The 17,210-nt window shown below is 48.5% G+C and carries 13 protein-coding genes, 8 tRNA genes, 1 rRNA gene and 1 pseudogene; 3 read left to right on the top strand and 20 right to left on the bottom strand.

The window, feature by feature from the left end; all coding sequences use genetic code 11:
* The 11 genes from hisB to EI981_RS00760 form a co-directional block, all read right to left on the bottom strand.
* Entirely contained in the window at positions 1-615 is a 615-nt protein-coding gene (hisB, locus tag EI981_RS00810; protein ID WP_126994583.1) for an imidazoleglycerol-phosphate dehydratase HisB, read from the bottom strand.
* Positions 602-1,939: a histidinol dehydrogenase gene (gene hisD, locus EI981_RS00805; RefSeq protein WP_126994581.1), complete on the bottom strand. Its 1,338-nt coding sequence runs from the start codon at positions 1,937-1,939 to the stop codon at positions 602-604. Before hisD ends, hisB begins: the two co-directional genes overlap by 14 nt.
* A gap of 99 nt (positions 1,940-2,038) precedes the next feature.
* Positions 2,039-2,665 carry an ATP phosphoribosyltransferase gene (gene hisG / locus EI981_RS00800; RefSeq protein ID WP_126994579.1) on the bottom strand — a complete coding sequence of 209 codons (627 nt, stop codon included), beginning with the start codon at positions 2,663-2,665 and terminating at the stop codon, positions 2,039-2,041.
* A gap of 94 nt (positions 2,666-2,759) precedes the next feature.
* Entirely contained in the window at positions 2,760-3,917 is a 1,158-nt protein-coding gene (locus EI981_RS00795) for an ATP phosphoribosyltransferase regulatory subunit (RefSeq protein ID WP_126994577.1), read from the bottom strand.
* Positions 3,918-4,263: 346 nt separating this feature from the next.
* Entirely contained in the window at positions 4,264-5,487 is a 1,224-nt protein-coding gene (locus EI981_RS00790) for an acyltransferase (protein WP_126994575.1), read from the bottom strand.
* A 253-nt stretch (positions 5,488-5,740) separates the two neighbouring features.
* Positions 5,741-6,259, bottom strand: coding sequence for an acyltransferase (locus tag EI981_RS00785; RefSeq protein WP_126994573.1), 519 nt, complete (start codon positions 6,257-6,259; stop codon positions 5,741-5,743).
* Entirely contained in the window at positions 6,260-6,910 is a 651-nt protein-coding gene (gene ppaX, locus EI981_RS00780) for a pyrophosphatase PpaX (RefSeq protein WP_126994571.1), read from the bottom strand. It abuts the gene before it with no gap.
* An 8-nt stretch (positions 6,911-6,918) separates the two neighbouring features.
* Positions 6,919-7,974 carry a prolipoprotein diacylglyceryl transferase gene (gene lgt / locus EI981_RS00775; protein WP_126994569.1) on the bottom strand — a complete coding sequence of 352 codons (1,056 nt, stop codon included), beginning with the start codon at positions 7,972-7,974 and terminating at the stop codon, positions 6,919-6,921.
* An 11-nt stretch (positions 7,975-7,985) separates the two neighbouring features.
* Positions 7,986-8,927: an HPr(Ser) kinase/phosphatase gene (gene hprK, locus EI981_RS00770; RefSeq protein WP_126994567.1), complete on the bottom strand. Its 942-nt coding sequence runs from the start codon at positions 8,925-8,927 to the stop codon at positions 7,986-7,988.
* A 235-nt stretch (positions 8,928-9,162) separates the two neighbouring features.
* The gene (locus EI981_RS00765; protein ID WP_126994565.1) at positions 9,163-10,275 is read right to left on the bottom strand and encodes an ABC transporter ATP-binding protein; all 1,113 of its coding nucleotides are present in this window, start codon (positions 10,273-10,275) and stop codon (positions 9,163-9,165) included.
* 125 nt (positions 10,276-10,400) lie between these two features.
* Positions 10,401-11,507, bottom strand: a complete 1,107-nt coding sequence (locus EI981_RS00760; RefSeq protein ID WP_126994563.1) for a PucR family transcriptional regulator — start codon at positions 11,505-11,507, stop codon at positions 10,401-10,403.
* 255 nt (positions 11,508-11,762) lie between these two features.
* Between EI981_RS00760 and EI981_RS30160 the strand changes: the two genes are divergently transcribed.
* From EI981_RS30160 to EI981_RS00750, 3 genes and pseudogenes are all read left to right on the top strand, one after another.
* Positions 11,763-12,089 carry a hypothetical protein gene (locus EI981_RS30160; protein ID WP_418789030.1) on the top strand — a complete coding sequence of 109 codons (327 nt, stop codon included), beginning with the start codon at positions 11,763-11,765 and terminating at the stop codon, positions 12,087-12,089.
* Positions 12,088-12,471, top strand: a pseudogene (locus tag EI981_RS30155) (cbb3-type cytochrome c oxidase subunit I); the annotation flags it as partial. The gene EI981_RS30160 and the pseudogene EI981_RS30155, both read left to right, overlap by 2 nt.
* A gap of 134 nt (positions 12,472-12,605) precedes the next feature.
* On the top strand, positions 12,606-13,214 hold the full coding sequence (locus EI981_RS00750) for a Crp/Fnr family transcriptional regulator (protein WP_335926384.1): 609 nt from the start codon (positions 12,606-12,608) through the stop codon (positions 13,212-13,214).
* Between the two features lie 56 nt (positions 13,215-13,270).
* Here the strand turns inward: EI981_RS00750 and EI981_RS00745 are convergent.
* The 9 genes from EI981_RS00745 to EI981_RS00705 all read right to left on the bottom strand — a co-directional run bounded on the left by EI981_RS00745 (position 13,271) and on the right by EI981_RS00705 (position 17,094).
* A tRNA-Lys gene (locus tag EI981_RS00745) sits at positions 13,271-13,343 on the bottom strand.
* Between the two features lie 7 nt (positions 13,344-13,350).
* A tRNA-Tyr gene (locus EI981_RS00740) sits at positions 13,351-13,435 on the bottom strand.
* A 42-nt stretch (positions 13,436-13,477) separates the two neighbouring features.
* A tRNA-Phe gene (locus EI981_RS00735) sits at positions 13,478-13,550 on the bottom strand.
* An 82-nt stretch (positions 13,551-13,632) separates the two neighbouring features.
* A tRNA-Asp gene (locus EI981_RS00730) sits at positions 13,633-13,709 on the bottom strand.
* 15 nt (positions 13,710-13,724) lie between these two features.
* Positions 13,725-13,800: transfer RNA gene (locus tag EI981_RS00725), tRNA-Thr, on the bottom strand.
* A 13-nt stretch (positions 13,801-13,813) separates the two neighbouring features.
* A tRNA-Val gene (locus tag EI981_RS00720) sits at positions 13,814-13,889 on the bottom strand.
* A 9-nt stretch (positions 13,890-13,898) separates the two neighbouring features.
* Positions 13,899-13,975 (bottom strand) — tRNA-Met (locus tag EI981_RS00715).
* A 28-nt stretch (positions 13,976-14,003) separates the two neighbouring features.
* A tRNA-Ser gene (locus EI981_RS00710) sits at positions 14,004-14,095 on the bottom strand.
* A gap of 65 nt (positions 14,096-14,160) precedes the next feature.
* Positions 14,161-17,094 (bottom strand): 23S ribosomal RNA (locus EI981_RS00705).
* Positions 17,095-17,210 lie beyond the last annotated feature (116 nt).

The following is a 17,210-nucleotide window of genomic DNA, read 5'->3' as shown; positions in this document are numbered from 1 at the left end:
CTAGAGGACTCCCTTCGTCGAAGGCACACCGCTAACGCGCGGATCGATGCTCGTCGCCTCATCAAGCGCCCGGCCCAATGCCTTGAATACCGCTTCAATCATATGATGGGTGTTCTGTCCATAATGTACGATAACATGCAGCGTAATCCGCGCTTCCAGAGCCAACTTCCACAGGAACTCATGCACGAGCTGTACATCGAAGCTGCCAACGCGGTCCGAAGGATATTCAGCCCGATATTCGAAGTGCGGGCGGTTGCTGACATCGATAACTACCTGAGCCAGTGCCTCATCCATTGGAATGAACACGCTAGCATAACGTTTGATCCCCCGCTTGTCACCAAGCGCATGATACAGACATTGGCCCAGACAAATACCGATATCCTCCACCGTATGGTGATCATCGATCTCAATATCCCCATGTGCCTCAACTGATAGATCGAACTGGCCGTGCTTCGTGAATAAGTCCAGCATATGGTTCAGAAACGGAACATCCGTCTCCAATTCAGACTTACCGCTACCATCCAGGCCAAAGCTCAGCTTAATCTGCGTCTCATTCGTGACACGGCTGATCTCCCCTTGCCTTACTGCTACTGCCTTCTCTTCATTTGTCGCCATCGTATGCCCCCGCCTTTCCTTCTAATGCAGTGCCAGATTGTGATTCTTCCTTACGAAGCCGGACCTCAATTGCTCGGGCGTGACCCTCCAGCCCTTCACGACGCGCCAGCTCCATAATGGTCTCTCCGTTCGCGAGAAGAGCTTCCTTGCTATAGTAAATCAAACTCGATTTCTTAATATAATCATCCACATCGACCGGCGACGAGAAGCGCGCTGTACCATTCGTTGGAATGATGTGATTCGGTCCGGCGAAATAATCTCCAACCGGCTCTGAACTGTACGGTCCTAGGAAAATAGCGCCCGCATTCTCGATCTTACCAAGGTAGACGAGCGGGTCCTCCACGATTAATTCGAAATGCTCCGGAGCGAGCCGATTAATGACCTCGATTCCCTCATCGATCGAGTCTACTATAACGATCGCGCCGTAATCCGCGATTGAGGTCGCCGCGATATCCCGGCGCGGCAACTCCGCCAATTGACGCTCCACCTCAGCCTGGCAGGCGGATGCGAACGTAGCAGACGGCGTGACCAGAATAGCTGACGCCATCTCGTCATGCTCTGCCTGGGACAGCAAATCCGCGGCAATATACGCCGGATCGGCGCTATCATCGGCCAGCACAGCAATCTCGCTCGGACCAGCAATACTGTCGATATCTACGACTCCGTACACTTCCCGCTTGGCCAAAGCTACATAAATGTTGCCTGGTCCACAGATTTTGTCTACCGGGACGATCGTGTCCGTACCGTAAGCCAATGCAGCAATCGCTTGTGCACCGCCAATCCGGTAAATCTCATTCACTCCAGCTTCAGCAGCAGCGACGAGAATGTATGGGTCAATCCCTTCCTTACCGCCAGTCGCAGGCGGAGTTACCATGACGATCTCGGGAACACCGGCGACCTGGGCAGGGATGACGTTCATCAGTACGGAGGAAGGATAGGCCGCCTTGCCGCCAGGGACATATACGCCAACCCGCTTCAACGGGCGGATGATCTGTCCAAGCAGACTGCCATCCGGCTGTAGATCCATCCAGGAGTTCCGCTTCTGTCTGGCATGGAACGCACGGATATTCGCGGCTGCCGCAGAAATCGCTGTGACGAACGAAGGCTCTACGTGATCATAAGCGGCCTTAAGCTCAGCTTCAGTAACCCGCAGCGCTCCCGCGTCCAGTCTCACCCTGTCAAACTGCTCCGTATATCGAAGCAGCGCCGCATCACCTTCCCGCTTCACATCCGTGACGATTTGACGCACAGCTGCATTCTGCTCTACTGAGCCATACTCGACTTCCCGCTTCAAATCAAAATCCTGTGCCCTTACGATCTTCATCCTGGCTCCTCCTCATCAATACTGCTTCACATTCATCCTGCTCATGGGACTTAATAGTCTCCGCTTCTATCCATCCCAACCGCTCAACCGGGCTTCCTGTTACCGTTCGATCACCAAGGCTAGAGCATCACATAGAGCCTGGATCTCGGCATTCTTCATCCGATAGCTGACCCGGTTAGCAACAAGCCGACTCGTAATCTCGAATATACGCTCCATTTCCACAAGTCCGTTCTCTCTAAGCGTCTGACCGGTCTCTACCATATCCACAATTCGGTCGGCCAGGCCAATCAATGGGGCAAGCTCAATCGACCCGTTCAGCTTAATCACTTCTACCTGCTGCCCCTGTTCCCTGAAGTATCGCGAGGCCACGTTCGGATATTTGGTAGCCACCCGCTGGTGGATACCTGGCTTCCAGTCAGGCAGCCCGATAACCGACATCCGGCAGCGTGCAATGCCTAGATCGAGCAGCTCATATACGTCACGATCCTCCTCCATCAGCACGTCCTTGCCGACGATACCTATATCAGCTACGCCATACTCCACATAAGTGGGCACATCTACCGGCTTAGCGAGAATAAACTCCATACCGATCTCCGGCAATGGAATAACCAGCTTCCGGGTCTCATCCACATCGTTCGGGATATGGAAGCCCGCCTCTCTGAACAGTGCCGAAGCTTTTTTATAGATACGCCCCTTAGGCATGGCAACCTTAATGATCTCACTCATGACGACCCGCCTCCTCTCATCAGTACTGCCTTATCGGAAATTTATATGATCTCAACCTTTTCTAGTTCTGCTCTAACCTTGAATACCAGCCTGTTTAGAAACTTACCAACGTAATAACGTCGTCCCCGGTCTCTAACTCATCGGGCCCAGATACAAGCTGCATCCGTACGCCTCTTCCTTCACTGCGCAATCGCTCCGCCTCTACATAGGCCCTTCTGCGATTTGATGCATCATACTGCATCAATACAGGCAGCTCGCGTCCAACCTTCAACCCATCGACACCATCCAGAATCCGGTTCGTCTTAAGAGAGAATCCTGTTGCTGGAGCCGGGCGGCCAAATTGCTGCAGCAGCTTATCGTAGCGCCCCCCGCCACAGACGGGAAAGCCGATATCAGCTGCATATCCCTCGAAGATCAACCCTGTATAATAGGAGAAGTCGCCGATCATCGTCAGATCGATAATGACATGTCTGGCCACATCGAAGTCCTCTAGAGCCTCCCAGACTGCACTTAAATATTCGATCGAGCTCTGGACGAGCGAATTATTGCTCAGCTCCAGCGCCTCACGGCAAACTTCCTTGCCGCCACGTAGCTTCAGAATACCAGCCAACTCGTCACGCTGGCCTGCCGATAGATCCAGCCGAGCCAAGATCTCACGATATCCTACAAAGTCCCGTCTCAGCAATCTAGCCTTTAGCTCCTGCTGCACATCCTCACGGCCCGGAATCGCCTCTTCCAGCAGACCATTCAAGAAACCAACATGCCCAAGTGCAATCTTGAAGGAAGATACTCCCGCAGCTTGCAGAGAAGCTACGGCAAGAGCCACCACTTCGGCATCCGCCTCGGCAGAATTATCCCCGACCAGCTCAACCCCCGTCTGATAGAACTCCGCTTCCTTGCCCGCTTCCTCTTCAATTGAGCGAAAGACATTCGCATGATAGGATAAGCGCAGTGGCAAAGGCTCCTCCTTCAATAGGGAAGATACAACCCGGGCAATCGGCGTTGTCATATCGGAACGAAGAACCATCGTCGTCCCCCGATTATTAAGCAATTTGAACAGCTTCTGATCTGACGTAGAGCTGGCTACACCAACCGTGTCATAGTATTCCATCGTCGGGGTCATGATCTGGCAGTAACCCCAGCCAGCCATACAATCCAGCACACGTCGCTCGATCTCCCTTAGCTTCTCGACTGCAAACGGTAAATAATCACGTACACCAGCCGGTTTTTCAAAGCCCTTCGGTTTTGACAATGTCCTCACCTCTCGTCGCTTAAAATACATCCATTATAAGTTCATTTATTTTATCACATTAAAGTACTACCATACTACCAAAATAAAGAATATGGCATATCTTATCATACTTTATCTTGAACCGTCAACGATCGATCCCCCGAATTTTTGAACATTAGATCCAAGATATATTATTGCAAAATCGATTGAATTCGCCGTTATTCCATCCCTATCAGACCTTATCAGTTATAAATAGATAATTAACTCCCAATACATCAATTTTACATGAATATAGTGATATATGCCCATTATTTTTAGTCCATATAAACAAATAGTCGGCCGGGATTTCCCCAACCGACTATTCTTTTTAGCCATTCATCTTCACCGTACGATCCTGGCCAGGACCGTGAGTACCCGGTGCTTTCTTCTTTTTCTTTAGTGAATATGGGACACTGCCCAAGAATATGGACGCAAATGGGAGCCTTCTGAAGCAGAACTGTGTGAAGAGCCATGAAATGGCCAGAGCGCACGCAGAACCGCCGATGATGTATAAGAAGTACATCGCAGAGTCGCCCGGGATCGTATAATGATTTCTTAATCTCCGGTAATAGAGCAGAACTACGGGATGGAACAAATAAACGGCGAAGGACAGTTCGCCCAGACGAGTCAGCGCCTTGTTCCAGAATACCGAGCCTCTCCGCTGAATCAGGAAGGATGCCCGCATCAGCACCAGCGCCGACAATAACGTATGAGCATTCCACAGCACTTCAAACCAGGTAGAGTTCGGACTGCTCCAATGCTGACGGTAAGACAGCCAGATCTGAACATGGGTGAAGGCGATAATCAGCCAGCTTCCCCATAGCAATCCTGTCCACATTTTCTGTTTCCCAGACATGTCCTTCCAGTCGCTCTTAAGCCAGCCTTTGAGGTGTTCAAAGTAGATAGCGATCGCAGCCCCCATGAAATAATAAGCCATGTAGGACGGGGCATAGCTCCCTTTGTTAGGGATATGAAGCTCAAATTTGTTCCAGAAATAAAAACCATACTGAATCGCCAAGCCTAACGGTATGATTAGGGCTAATAGTACTTTGCTCTTCCGGAACGATTGGAATAGCCATAGTAGCAGCGGGAACAGGATATAGAACTGAATGCTGATGAATACGAAATACAGATGCGTATAAGACGTACCCGTAAGTAGCTTCATGCCAAGCTGCTGCAGCTCATACATTTTGGAATTACTCGCCAGCTCCCCGCGCTGCCAAGCAACCAACAAGAAATAACAGCAAGAGACCAATATATAGGGGAGAATAATATACGCAAGACGCTTCTTATAGAAATGTCCAATCAGTTCCTTGTTTACAGGTCGATCATAATAGTTATAGAACAATACAAAGCTGCTTAGAAAGATAAAGCAAGGGGTACCAATCTTGAAGAAAATATTCATCCAATTATAGAAATAATAGATTGGCGAGTTCAAGGCTTGCTCCGCAGCCGCAAAAGATGAAGAGTGTACCTGAATAACACAGAAGATAGCCATCGCCCTAAACAGATCAAGCTGAGGCAGTCTCTCCTTTTTGATGCTTTGACTCACTGTATCAACTCCCGGTAATCATAGTTTCCATCGTTTTACTACCATCATTTATCATACCTTATGTAGGATGAGTTGGGGAGATCGTTTGCAATATTACCTTATTTTCCACTTTTTTTAGCAGCAGCTGCTTACAGTGAAACTCTTAATAAGTCTAAATAAAATAAGCAATTAGAGCGCCTGTCCAAGCTGCTCCAATTGCTTATTTTTTTGCGAGTATTTGTGCCTTATGACATTCGTCCAGGTAATCTATCCGTTATTCCTGACTAGCGGATTCACGGACTCCCTCCGGGCTTTTACGATCAATTTCACGCATCGGATTCCCGCCGACAAAGCTTCCGGGCGCTACATCCTTATGAACCACCGAGCCGGCCGCGACAACTGCGCCATCCCCAATCGTTACTCCCGGCAAAATCGTCGTGTTGGCCCCGATCATCACTTCATCACCGATATGGACCTCCCCAAGCCGATACTCGCGAATTAAGTATTCATGGGCAAGGATCGTCGTGTTATAACCGATGACCGAATTACGACCGATCGTCAGCTTCTCCGGGAAGAAGACATCTACCATAACCATCAGGCCAAACGCGGTATGCTCTCCGACCCTCATCCCAAGAATATGGCGATAAATCCAGTTCTTCAGCGGTAAAATCGGACAATATCTGGCGATTTGTATGAAGATGAAGTTTTTGACGCCCTTCCAGGGGCTGACGGTCCGATATAGCTGCCATAGCGCATTCGGGCCGTTCACTGGATAACGCTCCACTTTCCTCACTTAGTTCCTGGCTCCCATCCCCACAAGATCATATAGATCAGTCATATCATTAAGGATATAATCCGGGTCATACTTCTGCAGCTCCTTAGTGCCTTTCAGCGACCAAGCTACCGCCGCAGAGCGTACGCCTGCCGCGTGGGCAGACAACAGATCCGCAGCACTATCTCCAACCATCAATGTGCTAGCTGGATCTGCATTCAATTGACTTATTGCCGTCAGAATTGGTTCCGCATGCGGCTTAGGATGCTGCACATCCTCCACGGTAATAATGACATCCATATACGGTCTAAGACCGAATAGTTCCAGAGCACGCATCGCCGTATGCCGAATCTTCGTCGTCACCACGCCGAGCTTGATACCCTTCTCATGCAGCGCGCGAATGACTTCCAGGACATGAGGAAATTCCCGTACCAATTCGTCATGATGTTCATTGTTATAGGTACGGTACTCCTTCACCAGATGGCTTACTTCCTCTTTACCTGAAAATATCTGCAGCTGTTCCTCCAACGTCATACCCATGTAGGGAATAATCTGCTCGCGCGTATAGGGCTTGTCCAGATGCTTGTCTATTACATGTATAAAAGTCTTAATAATTAACTCGTTTGTATTTACAATTGTTCCATCCAAATCAAATAATACTGTGCGCATCATGCAGTATGTTACTCCTTTTTATCCTCCGTACTATTCGGCCCATTCAGCGTATTTGCTTCCTCGGCTGAGGTTGTACCGTTGTCTTGCTCAGCAGCAGTTTTAGCTGCTGGAGCAGGCATTTGCAGGGTAGCGATATCGATTTCCGTAGCCTTGGTCGATACAATCGGATCGAGATAAACCGGCATATTCGGAATCGTCTTGCGTCTAACAATGATGAACAAGACCGCAGTGATTACAATCAGAAGAGCCAGCAGTTGCGATATCCGTACATTCCCATATGACGGTGCCAGATATCCCTGTTCAAATCCGATCCATTGCATCGGTGCCCACAGACCATTCACAAATGATGCCAGCCAAGCGGCGCCTTGGAAGGCCAGGCTATCCGTACGCAGGGCCTCAATGAAGAAGCGGCCGATCGAATACCATATGAAATAGGAACAAAATAGTTCGCCGGCACGTAGAAATTTCCGTCTACGCAAGATTAGAAGTAGAAGCAATCCTACGAAGTTCCAGACCGATTCATATAGGAAAGTAGGATGGCGGAAAATGCCCTCCACATTCATTTGATTCACAATAAATGAAGGCAAGTGTAGATAATCTCTTAGGAATGCCTCCGTTGTCTCGCCACCGTACGCTTCCTGGTTAACGAAATTTCCCCAACGGCCGATTAACTGACCGACGAGAAGTGATGGTGCGCAAATATCCGCTATACGCCAGAAGGTATAACCGCGCTTCTTCACGAAGATCAAGGCACAAATAATGGCTCCGATCAGCGCTCCATAGATAGCTATGCCACCGTTCCAGATTTTGAAGACATCCCATAGATTATTCTTATAATCCTCCCATTTGAAGGCAACGAAATAAATCCTTGCCCCGACAATCGCCGATGGGACCCCGAACAGAAGCAAGTCCATGAAGAACTCCTGCGGGATTTTGAATCTCTTCCCTTCCCAGATGGCAAAGAGCAAGCCCATTAGCGCACCTGTTCCCAAGATCAGACCATACCAGTGCACTTCCAAAGCACCGATAGAAAATGCTATCGGGTTCAATAACAAGGTACCCATCGTTCACGCTCCTAATCTAAATCATCGATATCTTCAGCAATCGTCTCTGTCAGCTTCGATGTAAACTGCAAGGCCGCATTATAGCCCATCCGCTTCAAGCGGAAGTTCATTGCAGCTACTTCGATAATGACCGCGAGGTTACGCCCAGGACGTACAGGGATCGTTACTAGTGGTACGTCCGTATCGATGATGCGCGTCGTCTCTTCATCAAGTCCCAGCCGATCATACTGCTTCTCTTGCTGCCAGGCCTCAAGCTTGACGACGAGGGTAATTCTCTTATTGTTGCGGATGGCTCCTGCACCGAATAACGTCATAACATTAATAATACCAACGCCGCGGATCTCAAGCAGATGGCGAATCAATTCAGGCGCTGTACCATGCAACTGATTGTCCGATGTTTGGCGGATTTCAACCGCATCGTCGGCTATCAGTCGATGGCCACGCTTCACCAGCTCAAGCGCTGTCTCGCTCTTCCCGATCCCGCTGCTGCCTGTAATGAGCATTCCTACGCCATACACGTCTACCAATACGCCGTGAATCGTGGCCGTAGGTGCCAGCTTCTTCTCCAAGAAGCTCGTAATACGGCTGGATAGAATCGTTGTAGCCATGCTGCTGCGCAGTACAGGAAGGTTCTTCTCCGCACTGATCTCGATCAATTCCTCAGGAACATTCCATGCTCTCGTCACGATAATACAAGGTGTCTCCTCGTTGCTGCACAACAGCTGCATCCGTTCCCGGCGCTGCTCCATCGTTAATGTTTCATAAAAAGCCAACTCGGTCTTGCCTAAGATCTGAACACGTTCTGGTGGGTGATACTCAAAATAACCAGCCATTTCCAAACCTGGACGATATAGATCGTCAACCGTGATCACACGTTTTAGCCCTTGTTCACCGGAAATGACCTCGAGTCCAAATTGACCCACCAATTCCGATACCTTAACCTTTTTTGCCATGGTGTTCTTCCTTTCCTATCAGGCATCCAGGCCCAAGTATATACCTCTCTTGAACAGGATGTCTGCCGAATATGTTAAGCTGTCAACAAAAACCAATTTATACCGTGCTAATGTATTCATCGTAAATGAAAACGCCTCGTAAATCAATCACAGCTCTCCTATTAAACAAAGAACCGTCCCGAAGGACGGTTCTTTGAAAGATAATCCAGGGATTATCTTATCAATTAGCTATTAGTTATTTGAAAACGTTCAATTCAGTTTCCTTGTCGAAGATATGAATCTTGTTCATATCGATGGCAAGCTTCACATTGTCGCCTTCACGAGTGTTCGAACGGCCATCAACGCGAGCGATCAATGGGGAAGTGCTGTTCAAGTACAACAGCATTTCGTGACCAAGGTTCTCTGTTACGTCTACACTTCCCGTGAAGACGGTATTTGGGGATCCTTCCAAGAAGATCGGCTCTTCATGAATATCTTCAGGACGTACGCCCATGATTACTTCCTTGCCTATGCATCCTTTTTCCTTCAGGGTAACAGCTTTACCTTGAGGTACTTCAACTTTGAGAGAATCGGATTGGAAGTATACAGAACCGTTTTGCTCTACAATTTTACCGTTAATAAAGTTCATTGTAGGGGAACCGATAAATCCAGCTACGAAAATATTATTTGGTTGGTTATACAATTCTTCCGGAGAAGCAGCTTGTTGAATGATACCGTCGTGCATAACTACGATACGGTCACCCATCGTCATAGCCTCTGTTTGGTCATGCGTTACATAGATACAAGTGGTTTCCAGACGTTTAACCAGCTTTGTGATTTCCGCACGCATTTGACCACGAAGTTTAGCGTCCAAGTTGGAAAGAGGTTCGTCCATAAGGAACACTTGAGGATCGCGGACGATAGCGCGGCCCAAGGCAACCCGTTGACGCTGACCACCGGAGAGAGCTTTTGGTTTACGATCAAGCAAATGCTCGATGTCGAGGATCTTAGCAGCCTCGCGTACACGTTGATCGATTTCTTCCTTCTTCACTTTGCGAAGTTTCAAACCGAACGCCATGTTTTGATATACGTTCATATGCGGATACAAAGCGTAGGATTGGAATACCATCGCGATGTCACGGTCTTTCGGAGCTACGTCGTTCACGACGCGGTCGCCGATATACAATTTACCTTCGGTAATTTCTTCAAGACCAGCGATCATACGAAGAGTTGTAGATTTACCGCAACCGGAAGGACCTACGAGTACGAGGAACTCCTTATCTGCGATATCAAGGTTTACGTCCATAACCGTTGCTTTATCAGCACCTGCATATTTCTTGAAAATGTGTTCTAAGCGTACGCCTGCCATTTGTTTTCCTCCTAATAATAAGTGATTTATAAACTGTCTTTGCTTAAATGTAATCGGATACAACTTCTGTATATATAGTAACCCATAAGCCCAGTAGACTACCATCCACAAACTGCACAAAAATACTATAGCCTTTTCGTAACTTTATACAATAGGATCCTCAGCTTCACCAGAACCGCATCTTGAAAGCTCCTAACATCAAGCCCCGTCTCCTGTTTGAACTTATCAAGTCGGTAAAGCAAGGTATTGCGATGTATATATAAGCGCTTCGCTGTCTCGCTTACATTGCAATCCAGCTGAAAGAAATTCTCAAGTGTAATCAGCGTCTCTTCATCCTCAAGCAGATGGGAGTCGACCCCGCTCTCCTCAATAAATTGCAGTCTCCGATCATCCGGTATATGGTATACAAGCCGTTCAAGCTCCAAATCCCAAGGCAGATAGATATGCTCTGATACCTGAAAGATCCGCCCGAGCAACAGCGTTTCCTGCAGAGCAATCGTCGTCGGTACAAGCCGCTCCTGGTTGATCAGCTTGTCCCCTACAGTTAAGCGGAATCCTCCTCCACCCCATTCATTGGCGATCAGCTCATACAATCCCTGACAAAGCGCACCTAACATATCACGTTCTGTCTCAATCCCCTCATTGCTCTCATCCTGCACATCCAGCAAAAGAGCCTCCCGAACCAGGACAAGCCATGACTCTCTCATAGGAACGAGGACAACCTCACCCCCAAAATAACTACGTAGCAATTTGTTTAGCTTGGAATATTGAACCTCCTGACCCGGCCGATCCTCGCAGCCTAACAGAAAAAGGAATAAATTTTCCGCTAGCTTGGGCTTAATAGCCATATCATCTGGAACAGTACTCTGTATATTGCCGCTTTTAATTTGCTCCTGCAGCCATTTGCCAAGCTCTATGCAGCGGGATTCCTCATCTCGTTTTGACGGAAAGGGATGATGGTTCGATTTCTCACGGGCTGCAGACAGCAGGAGATCGATCAATCTAATTTCCCGTTCTGTCAGTGGAGTTTCGGCCTCAAAAACATACACCTTGGAAGAATCCGTTTTCCATAGCCATCGAGGCCGGTCATGCAACCGAGCCATTCCGGAAGATGGTTGATTCAAGCTATTGCCATTTGCCAAGCTATTCCAAATCTCTTGATCCATCTCTAACAAAGATAAGGATGATCCTATAATCCCCTCTAACTGTCGCTTCAGCTCTTTTATATCCATACCTCAATTGCCTCTCTGATCTATAGGTTTTGGTTGTATGAATTTATTGTATCACAAACAAGGCAGCAAAAATTTTCTCCAGTTTGTAATTGAAATCACAAAACTGCCTCTGGCTCAATCCTATGCTTGGAGTGGCAAGATTATCGAAAGGTATCCACCCTAATTATATGCTTCACTGTACTGATTGCTGGCGGATTCTGGATTTTCAAATCACAGGCTCCTATCCCGCTTAAAGTAGTAAATAGCCGAGGTGATGTGTTAACTACGCAAGAACAAATCACTGGTGGTCAGACAGTATTCCAGAAATACGGGTTGATGGTCTATGCTACAGTGCTTGGATATGGCTCCTATCTCGGTCCAGATTATACTGCAGAGTCACTTAAAATCATGGTCGACGCGATGCATGATCAGCATGCACATGCCGAATACAGCAAACCTTATGCAGAGCTCACTCAAGATCAACAAACATCGATATTCGATCAAGTAAAGCGGGAGATGAAGCAAAATCGCTACGACAAGCAGAGTCATACCTTGACTCTGACAGATGGCCAGGCAGAGGGACTAGCCGAAATAAGGGCCTAGCGGTATACTTGGCATCGGCCACCATTACGATTACAATGGATCCTCTGAAATATGGATCGCCCTGGGTGCGTTGTTCTCAGCATTAGAAGTTATTACGCTTACCCTTTTGATCATGGAGGCTTACGATCAATACAAAGTAATGAAAGACGGCGGAACGAACTTCCCGTATACTTCGTCCTTCCGATTCCTAGTTTCAACTGCGGTTTGGAATTTACTCGGTGCCGGGGTACTTGGCTTCCTCATAAATCTGCCAGCTGTTAGTTATTTTGAACATGGATCAACGTTGACTACTGCGCATGCGCACGGCTCCATGATGGGTGTCTATGGTATGTTTGCCGTTGCTGTACTGTTATATTCACTTCGCAATATTGTGAAGTCTGATCACCCTTTCCACGTAGTTAATGGATGGGGTGGTTTTTAATATTGAAAATGTAACAATTTTGGATTATTTGCTGTGACCCCCCTCACGATTCAATCCAATTCTACGTTTTTATAATGAGGTAGAAAGTATGTTTAATTAACAAATACACACATCCTATCTACTTCATCATCCATGGACTAATTAAAACCCATAAAATTGATGAAAAGGGCAACGAACAAATCCTTTCTTTATTAAAAACAGGGGATATGTTCCCACATACCGGACAATTTGGCTCTAACCCTTACCCTACCACGGCTACAACTGTCATTAACACGGAGCTGTTTGCATTGCCTATATCTTCTTTTGAGCAAATTCTAGCGGGCTCGCCAAGTATCGCATTTAAAATGATGGCGGTTATGGCCAGTGAAATTAGAGAGTTGCACAATAAACTACAAGGATTTACTTCAAGAAATCTAGAAGATCGAGGAATCTCTTTCTTAATTAAATTGGCTGAGGATTTCGGTATTAGAATTGATGGAAATATCCTGATTAATGTACCTAGGACTCACCAGGAGATTGCAAATCTGATTGGCTTCACAAGGCAGTCGGTCACCCGTTTATTAAGCAGCTTATGTAAAGAAGGATTACTGACCGTAAATCGCAAAGGTTTTCTCATCCATAATCTTCAAGCCCTGCGAGAACGAGTATGTGTCAAGGAAAACTGCGCTCACTGCCGCGAACACAAATTATATGAGAGATCATAAGAAAAGAACCCTTTCCTTGTAGCATGATCACTACTTGGAAAGGGTTCTTGTTGGGATGAGCCATGAAGGACTCGAACCTTCGACACCCTGATTAAAAGTCAGGTGCTCTACCAACTGAGCTAATGGCTCATAAAAATGGTGGAGGCTGATGGATTCGAACCACCGAACTCGTAGAGAGCAGATTTACAGTCTGCCGTGTTTAGCCACTTCACTAAGCCTCCATATAATATGCCAGCTCTAGGTTTGTCCTAAAACTTGCAAAGTGGCTCGGGACGGAATCGAACCGCCGACACGAGGATTTTCAGTCCTCTGCTCTACCGACTGAGCTACCGAGCCATATGTAATTTGGTCAAAAAAATAAATGGGTAAGTCTTGATAACCTTCCCACTTCTTTGTGGAAACATTCATTTGAAATAAATGGCGGAGCCGACGGGATTCGAACCCGCGGTCTCCTGCGTGACAGGCAGGCATGTTAGGCCTCTACACCACGGCTCCGCGCTGTGATACAAATGGTGCCGGCGAGAGGACTTGAACCCCCAACCTACTGATTACAAGTCAGTTGCTCTACCAATTGAGCTACACCGGCATATGAAGTTAAATGGTGGAGGCTAACGGGATCGAACCGCTGACCCTCTGCTTGTAAGGCAGATGCTCTCCCAGCTGAGCTAAGCCTCCAGGTAAATATGGTAGCGGCGGAGGGGATCGAACCCCCGACCTCACGGGTATGAACCGTACGCTCTAGCCAGCTGAGCTACACCGCCATATTATTATTTATAGCTTGTATGGAAATGGCGGAGAGAGAGGGATTCGAACCCTCGCACCGCTTACGCAGTCTAACCCCTTAGCAGAGGGTCCCCTTATAGCCACTTGGGTATCTCTCCAAAGCCATAAATTCAAGGTTAATCCTTGAAAACTGGATACGAAACTCATTTTGCATTTTAAGATTTTGGATAAGCCCTCGACCGATTAGTACCTGTCAGCTCCATACATTGCTGCACTTCCACCTCAGGCCTATCAACCTCGTCGTCTTCAAGGGGTCTTACTAATTGGGAAATCTCATCTTGAGGGGGGCTTCACGCTTAGATGCTTTCAGCGCTTATCCCTTCCGCACTTAGCTACCCAGCTATGCTCCTGGCGGAACAACTGGTGCACCAGCGGTGCGTCCATCCCGGTCCTCTCGTACTAAGGACAGCTCCTCTCAAATTTCCTACGCCCACGACAGATAGGGACCGAACTGTCTCACGACGTTCTGAACCCAGCTCGCGTACCGCTTTAATGGGCGAACAGCCCAACCCTTGGGACCTACTTCAGCCCCAGGATGCGATGAGCCGACATCGAGGTGCCAAACCTCCCCGTCGATGTGGACTCTTGGGGGAGATAAGCCTGTTATCCCCAGGGTAGCTTTTATCCGTTGAGCGATGGCCCTTCCATGCGGTACCACCGGATCACTAAGCCCGACTTTCGTCCCTGCTCGACTTGTCAGTCTCGCAGTCAAGCTCCCTTTTGCCTTTGCACTCTTCGAATGATTTCCAACCATTCTGAGGGAACCTTGGGGCGCCTCCGTTACTCTTTAGGAGGCGACCGCCCCAGTCAAACTGCCCGCCTGACACTGTCCCCGCACCGGATCACGGTACTAGGTTAGAACTCCGACACGATCAGGGTGGTATCCCAACGGCGCCTCCACCGAAGCTGGCGCTCCGGATTCCTAGGCTCCCACCTATCCTGTACAAATCGTATCAAAGTCCAATATCAAGCTGCAGTAAAGCTCCATGGGGTCTTTCCGTCTTGTCGCGGGTAACCTGCATCTTCACAGGTATTAAAATTTCACCGGATCTCTCGTTGAGACAGCGCCCAAGTCGTTACGCCATTCGTGCGGGTCAGAATTTACCTGACAAGGAATTTCGCTACCTTAGGACCGTTATAGTTACGGCCGCCGTTTACTGGGGCTTCGGTTCATAGCTTCGGGATAAATCCCTAACCACTCCCCTTAACCTTCCAGCACCGGGCAGGCGTCAGCCCGTATACTTCGCCTTGCGGCTTCGCACAGACCTGTGTTTTTGCTAAACAGTCGCTTGGGCCTTTTCACTGCGGCCCCCTCGTGCTATTCACACTACCGGGGCACCCCTTCTCCCTAAGTTACGGGGTCATTTTGCCGAGTTCCTTAACGAGAGTTCTTCCGCGCGCCTTAGAATTCTCTTCTCGCCTACCTGTGTCGGTTTGCGGTACGGGCACCTTCACCTGGCTAGAGGCTTTTCTTGGCAGTGTGAGATCATGACCTTCGGTACTATAAATTTTCCCTCCCCATCACAGCCTAGCCTTAACGATGTGCGGATTTGCCTACACATCAGCCTCACTGCTTGGACGAGCATCCATCAGCTCGCGTCACTACCCTCCTGCGTCACCCCACTCACTCATAACGGTTTACGGTGGTACAGGAATTTCAACCTGTTGTCCTTCGACTACGCCTTTCGGCCTCGCCTTAGGTCCCGACTTACCCTGAGCGGACGAACCTTCCTCAGGAAACCTTGGGCTTTCGGCGGATCAGATTCTCACTGATCTTTTCGTTACTCATACCGGCATTCTCACTTGTATGCAGTCCACCAGTCCTTCCGGTCCAACTTCAATCCGCATACAACGCTCCCCTACCCCTGATACATAAGTATCAAGCCATAGCTTCGGTGGTGTGTTTAGCCCCGTTACATTTTCGGCGCAGAGTCACTCGACCAGTGAGCTATTACGCACTCTTTAAATGGTGGCTGCTTCTAAGCCAACATCCTGGTTGTCTGTGCAACTCCACATCCTTTCCCACTTAACACACACTTGGGGACCTTAGCTGATGGTCTGGGCTGTTTCCCTTTTGACAATGGATCTTAGCACTCACTGTCTGACTCCCGGATAATAAGTCTATGGCATTCGGAGTTTGACTGAGCTTGGTAACCCTTGGCGGGCCCCGCACCCAATCAGTGCTCTACCTCCACGACTCTTCTTTCCGAGGCTAGCCCTAAAGCTATTTCGGGGAGAACCAGCTATCTCCGAGTTCGATTGGAATTTCTCCGCTACCCCCACCTCATCCCCGCACTTTTCAACGTACGTGGGTTCGGGCCTCCAGTGCGTGTTACCGCACCTTCACCCTGGACAGGGGTAGATCACACGGTTTCGGGTCTACGCCTACAAACTTAGTCGCCCTATTCAGACTCGCTTTCGCTGCGGCTCCGTCTTCTCGACTTAACCTTGCTTGCAAACGTAACTCGCCGGTTCATTCTACAAAAGGCACGCCATCATCCATATAGAGGACTCTGACTTCTTGTAAGCACACGGTTTCAGGATCTATTTCACTCCCCTTCCGGGGTGCTTTTCACCTTTCCCTCACGGTACTGCTTCACTATCGGTCACTAGGGAGTATTTAGCCTTGGCAGATGGTCCTGCCGGATTCATACGGGGTTTCACGTGCCCCGCACTACTCAGGATCCGTCTCGGAGGGATTAGAATTTCGGTTACAGGGCTTTTACCTCTTTTAGCGGGCCTTTCCAGACCTCTTCGCCTACCCTAATCCTTGGTAACTCCATGTGAGACGTCCTACAACCCCAGAGAGCAAGCTCCCTGGTTTGGGCTGTTCCGCGTTCGCTCGCCGCTACTGACGGAATCACTATTGTTTTCTCTTCCTCAGGGTACTTAGATGTTTCAGTTCCCCTGGTATGCCTCTTCATACCCTATGTATTCAGGTATGAGTGACTGGAGATTAATCCAGCCGGGTTTCCCCATTCGGACATCCTCGGATCGACGCTTGCTTACAGCTCCCCGAGGCAGTATCGTTGTTCGCCACGTCCTTCTTCGGCTCCTAGTGCCTAGGCATCCTCCGTGTGCTCTTAGTAGCTTAACCTACACTACTTATTTAAACTTGTTGACACAAGTTCAGCTACGATGGATTTCAATTTGACGTTAAGCCAAATTGAAATCCATCGCTAAAGGAATGTTTCTAAAACGCAAAATTTCGTT

Origin of the sequence: Paenibacillus lutimineralis (genome assembly GCF_003991425.1) — a bacterium.
Classification (GTDB): domain Bacteria; phylum Bacillota; class Bacilli; order Paenibacillales; family Paenibacillaceae; genus Fontibacillus; species Fontibacillus lutimineralis.
Note: the sequence above shows the minus strand (reverse complement) of the source record. Positions and strands in the feature narration are given on the sequence as shown.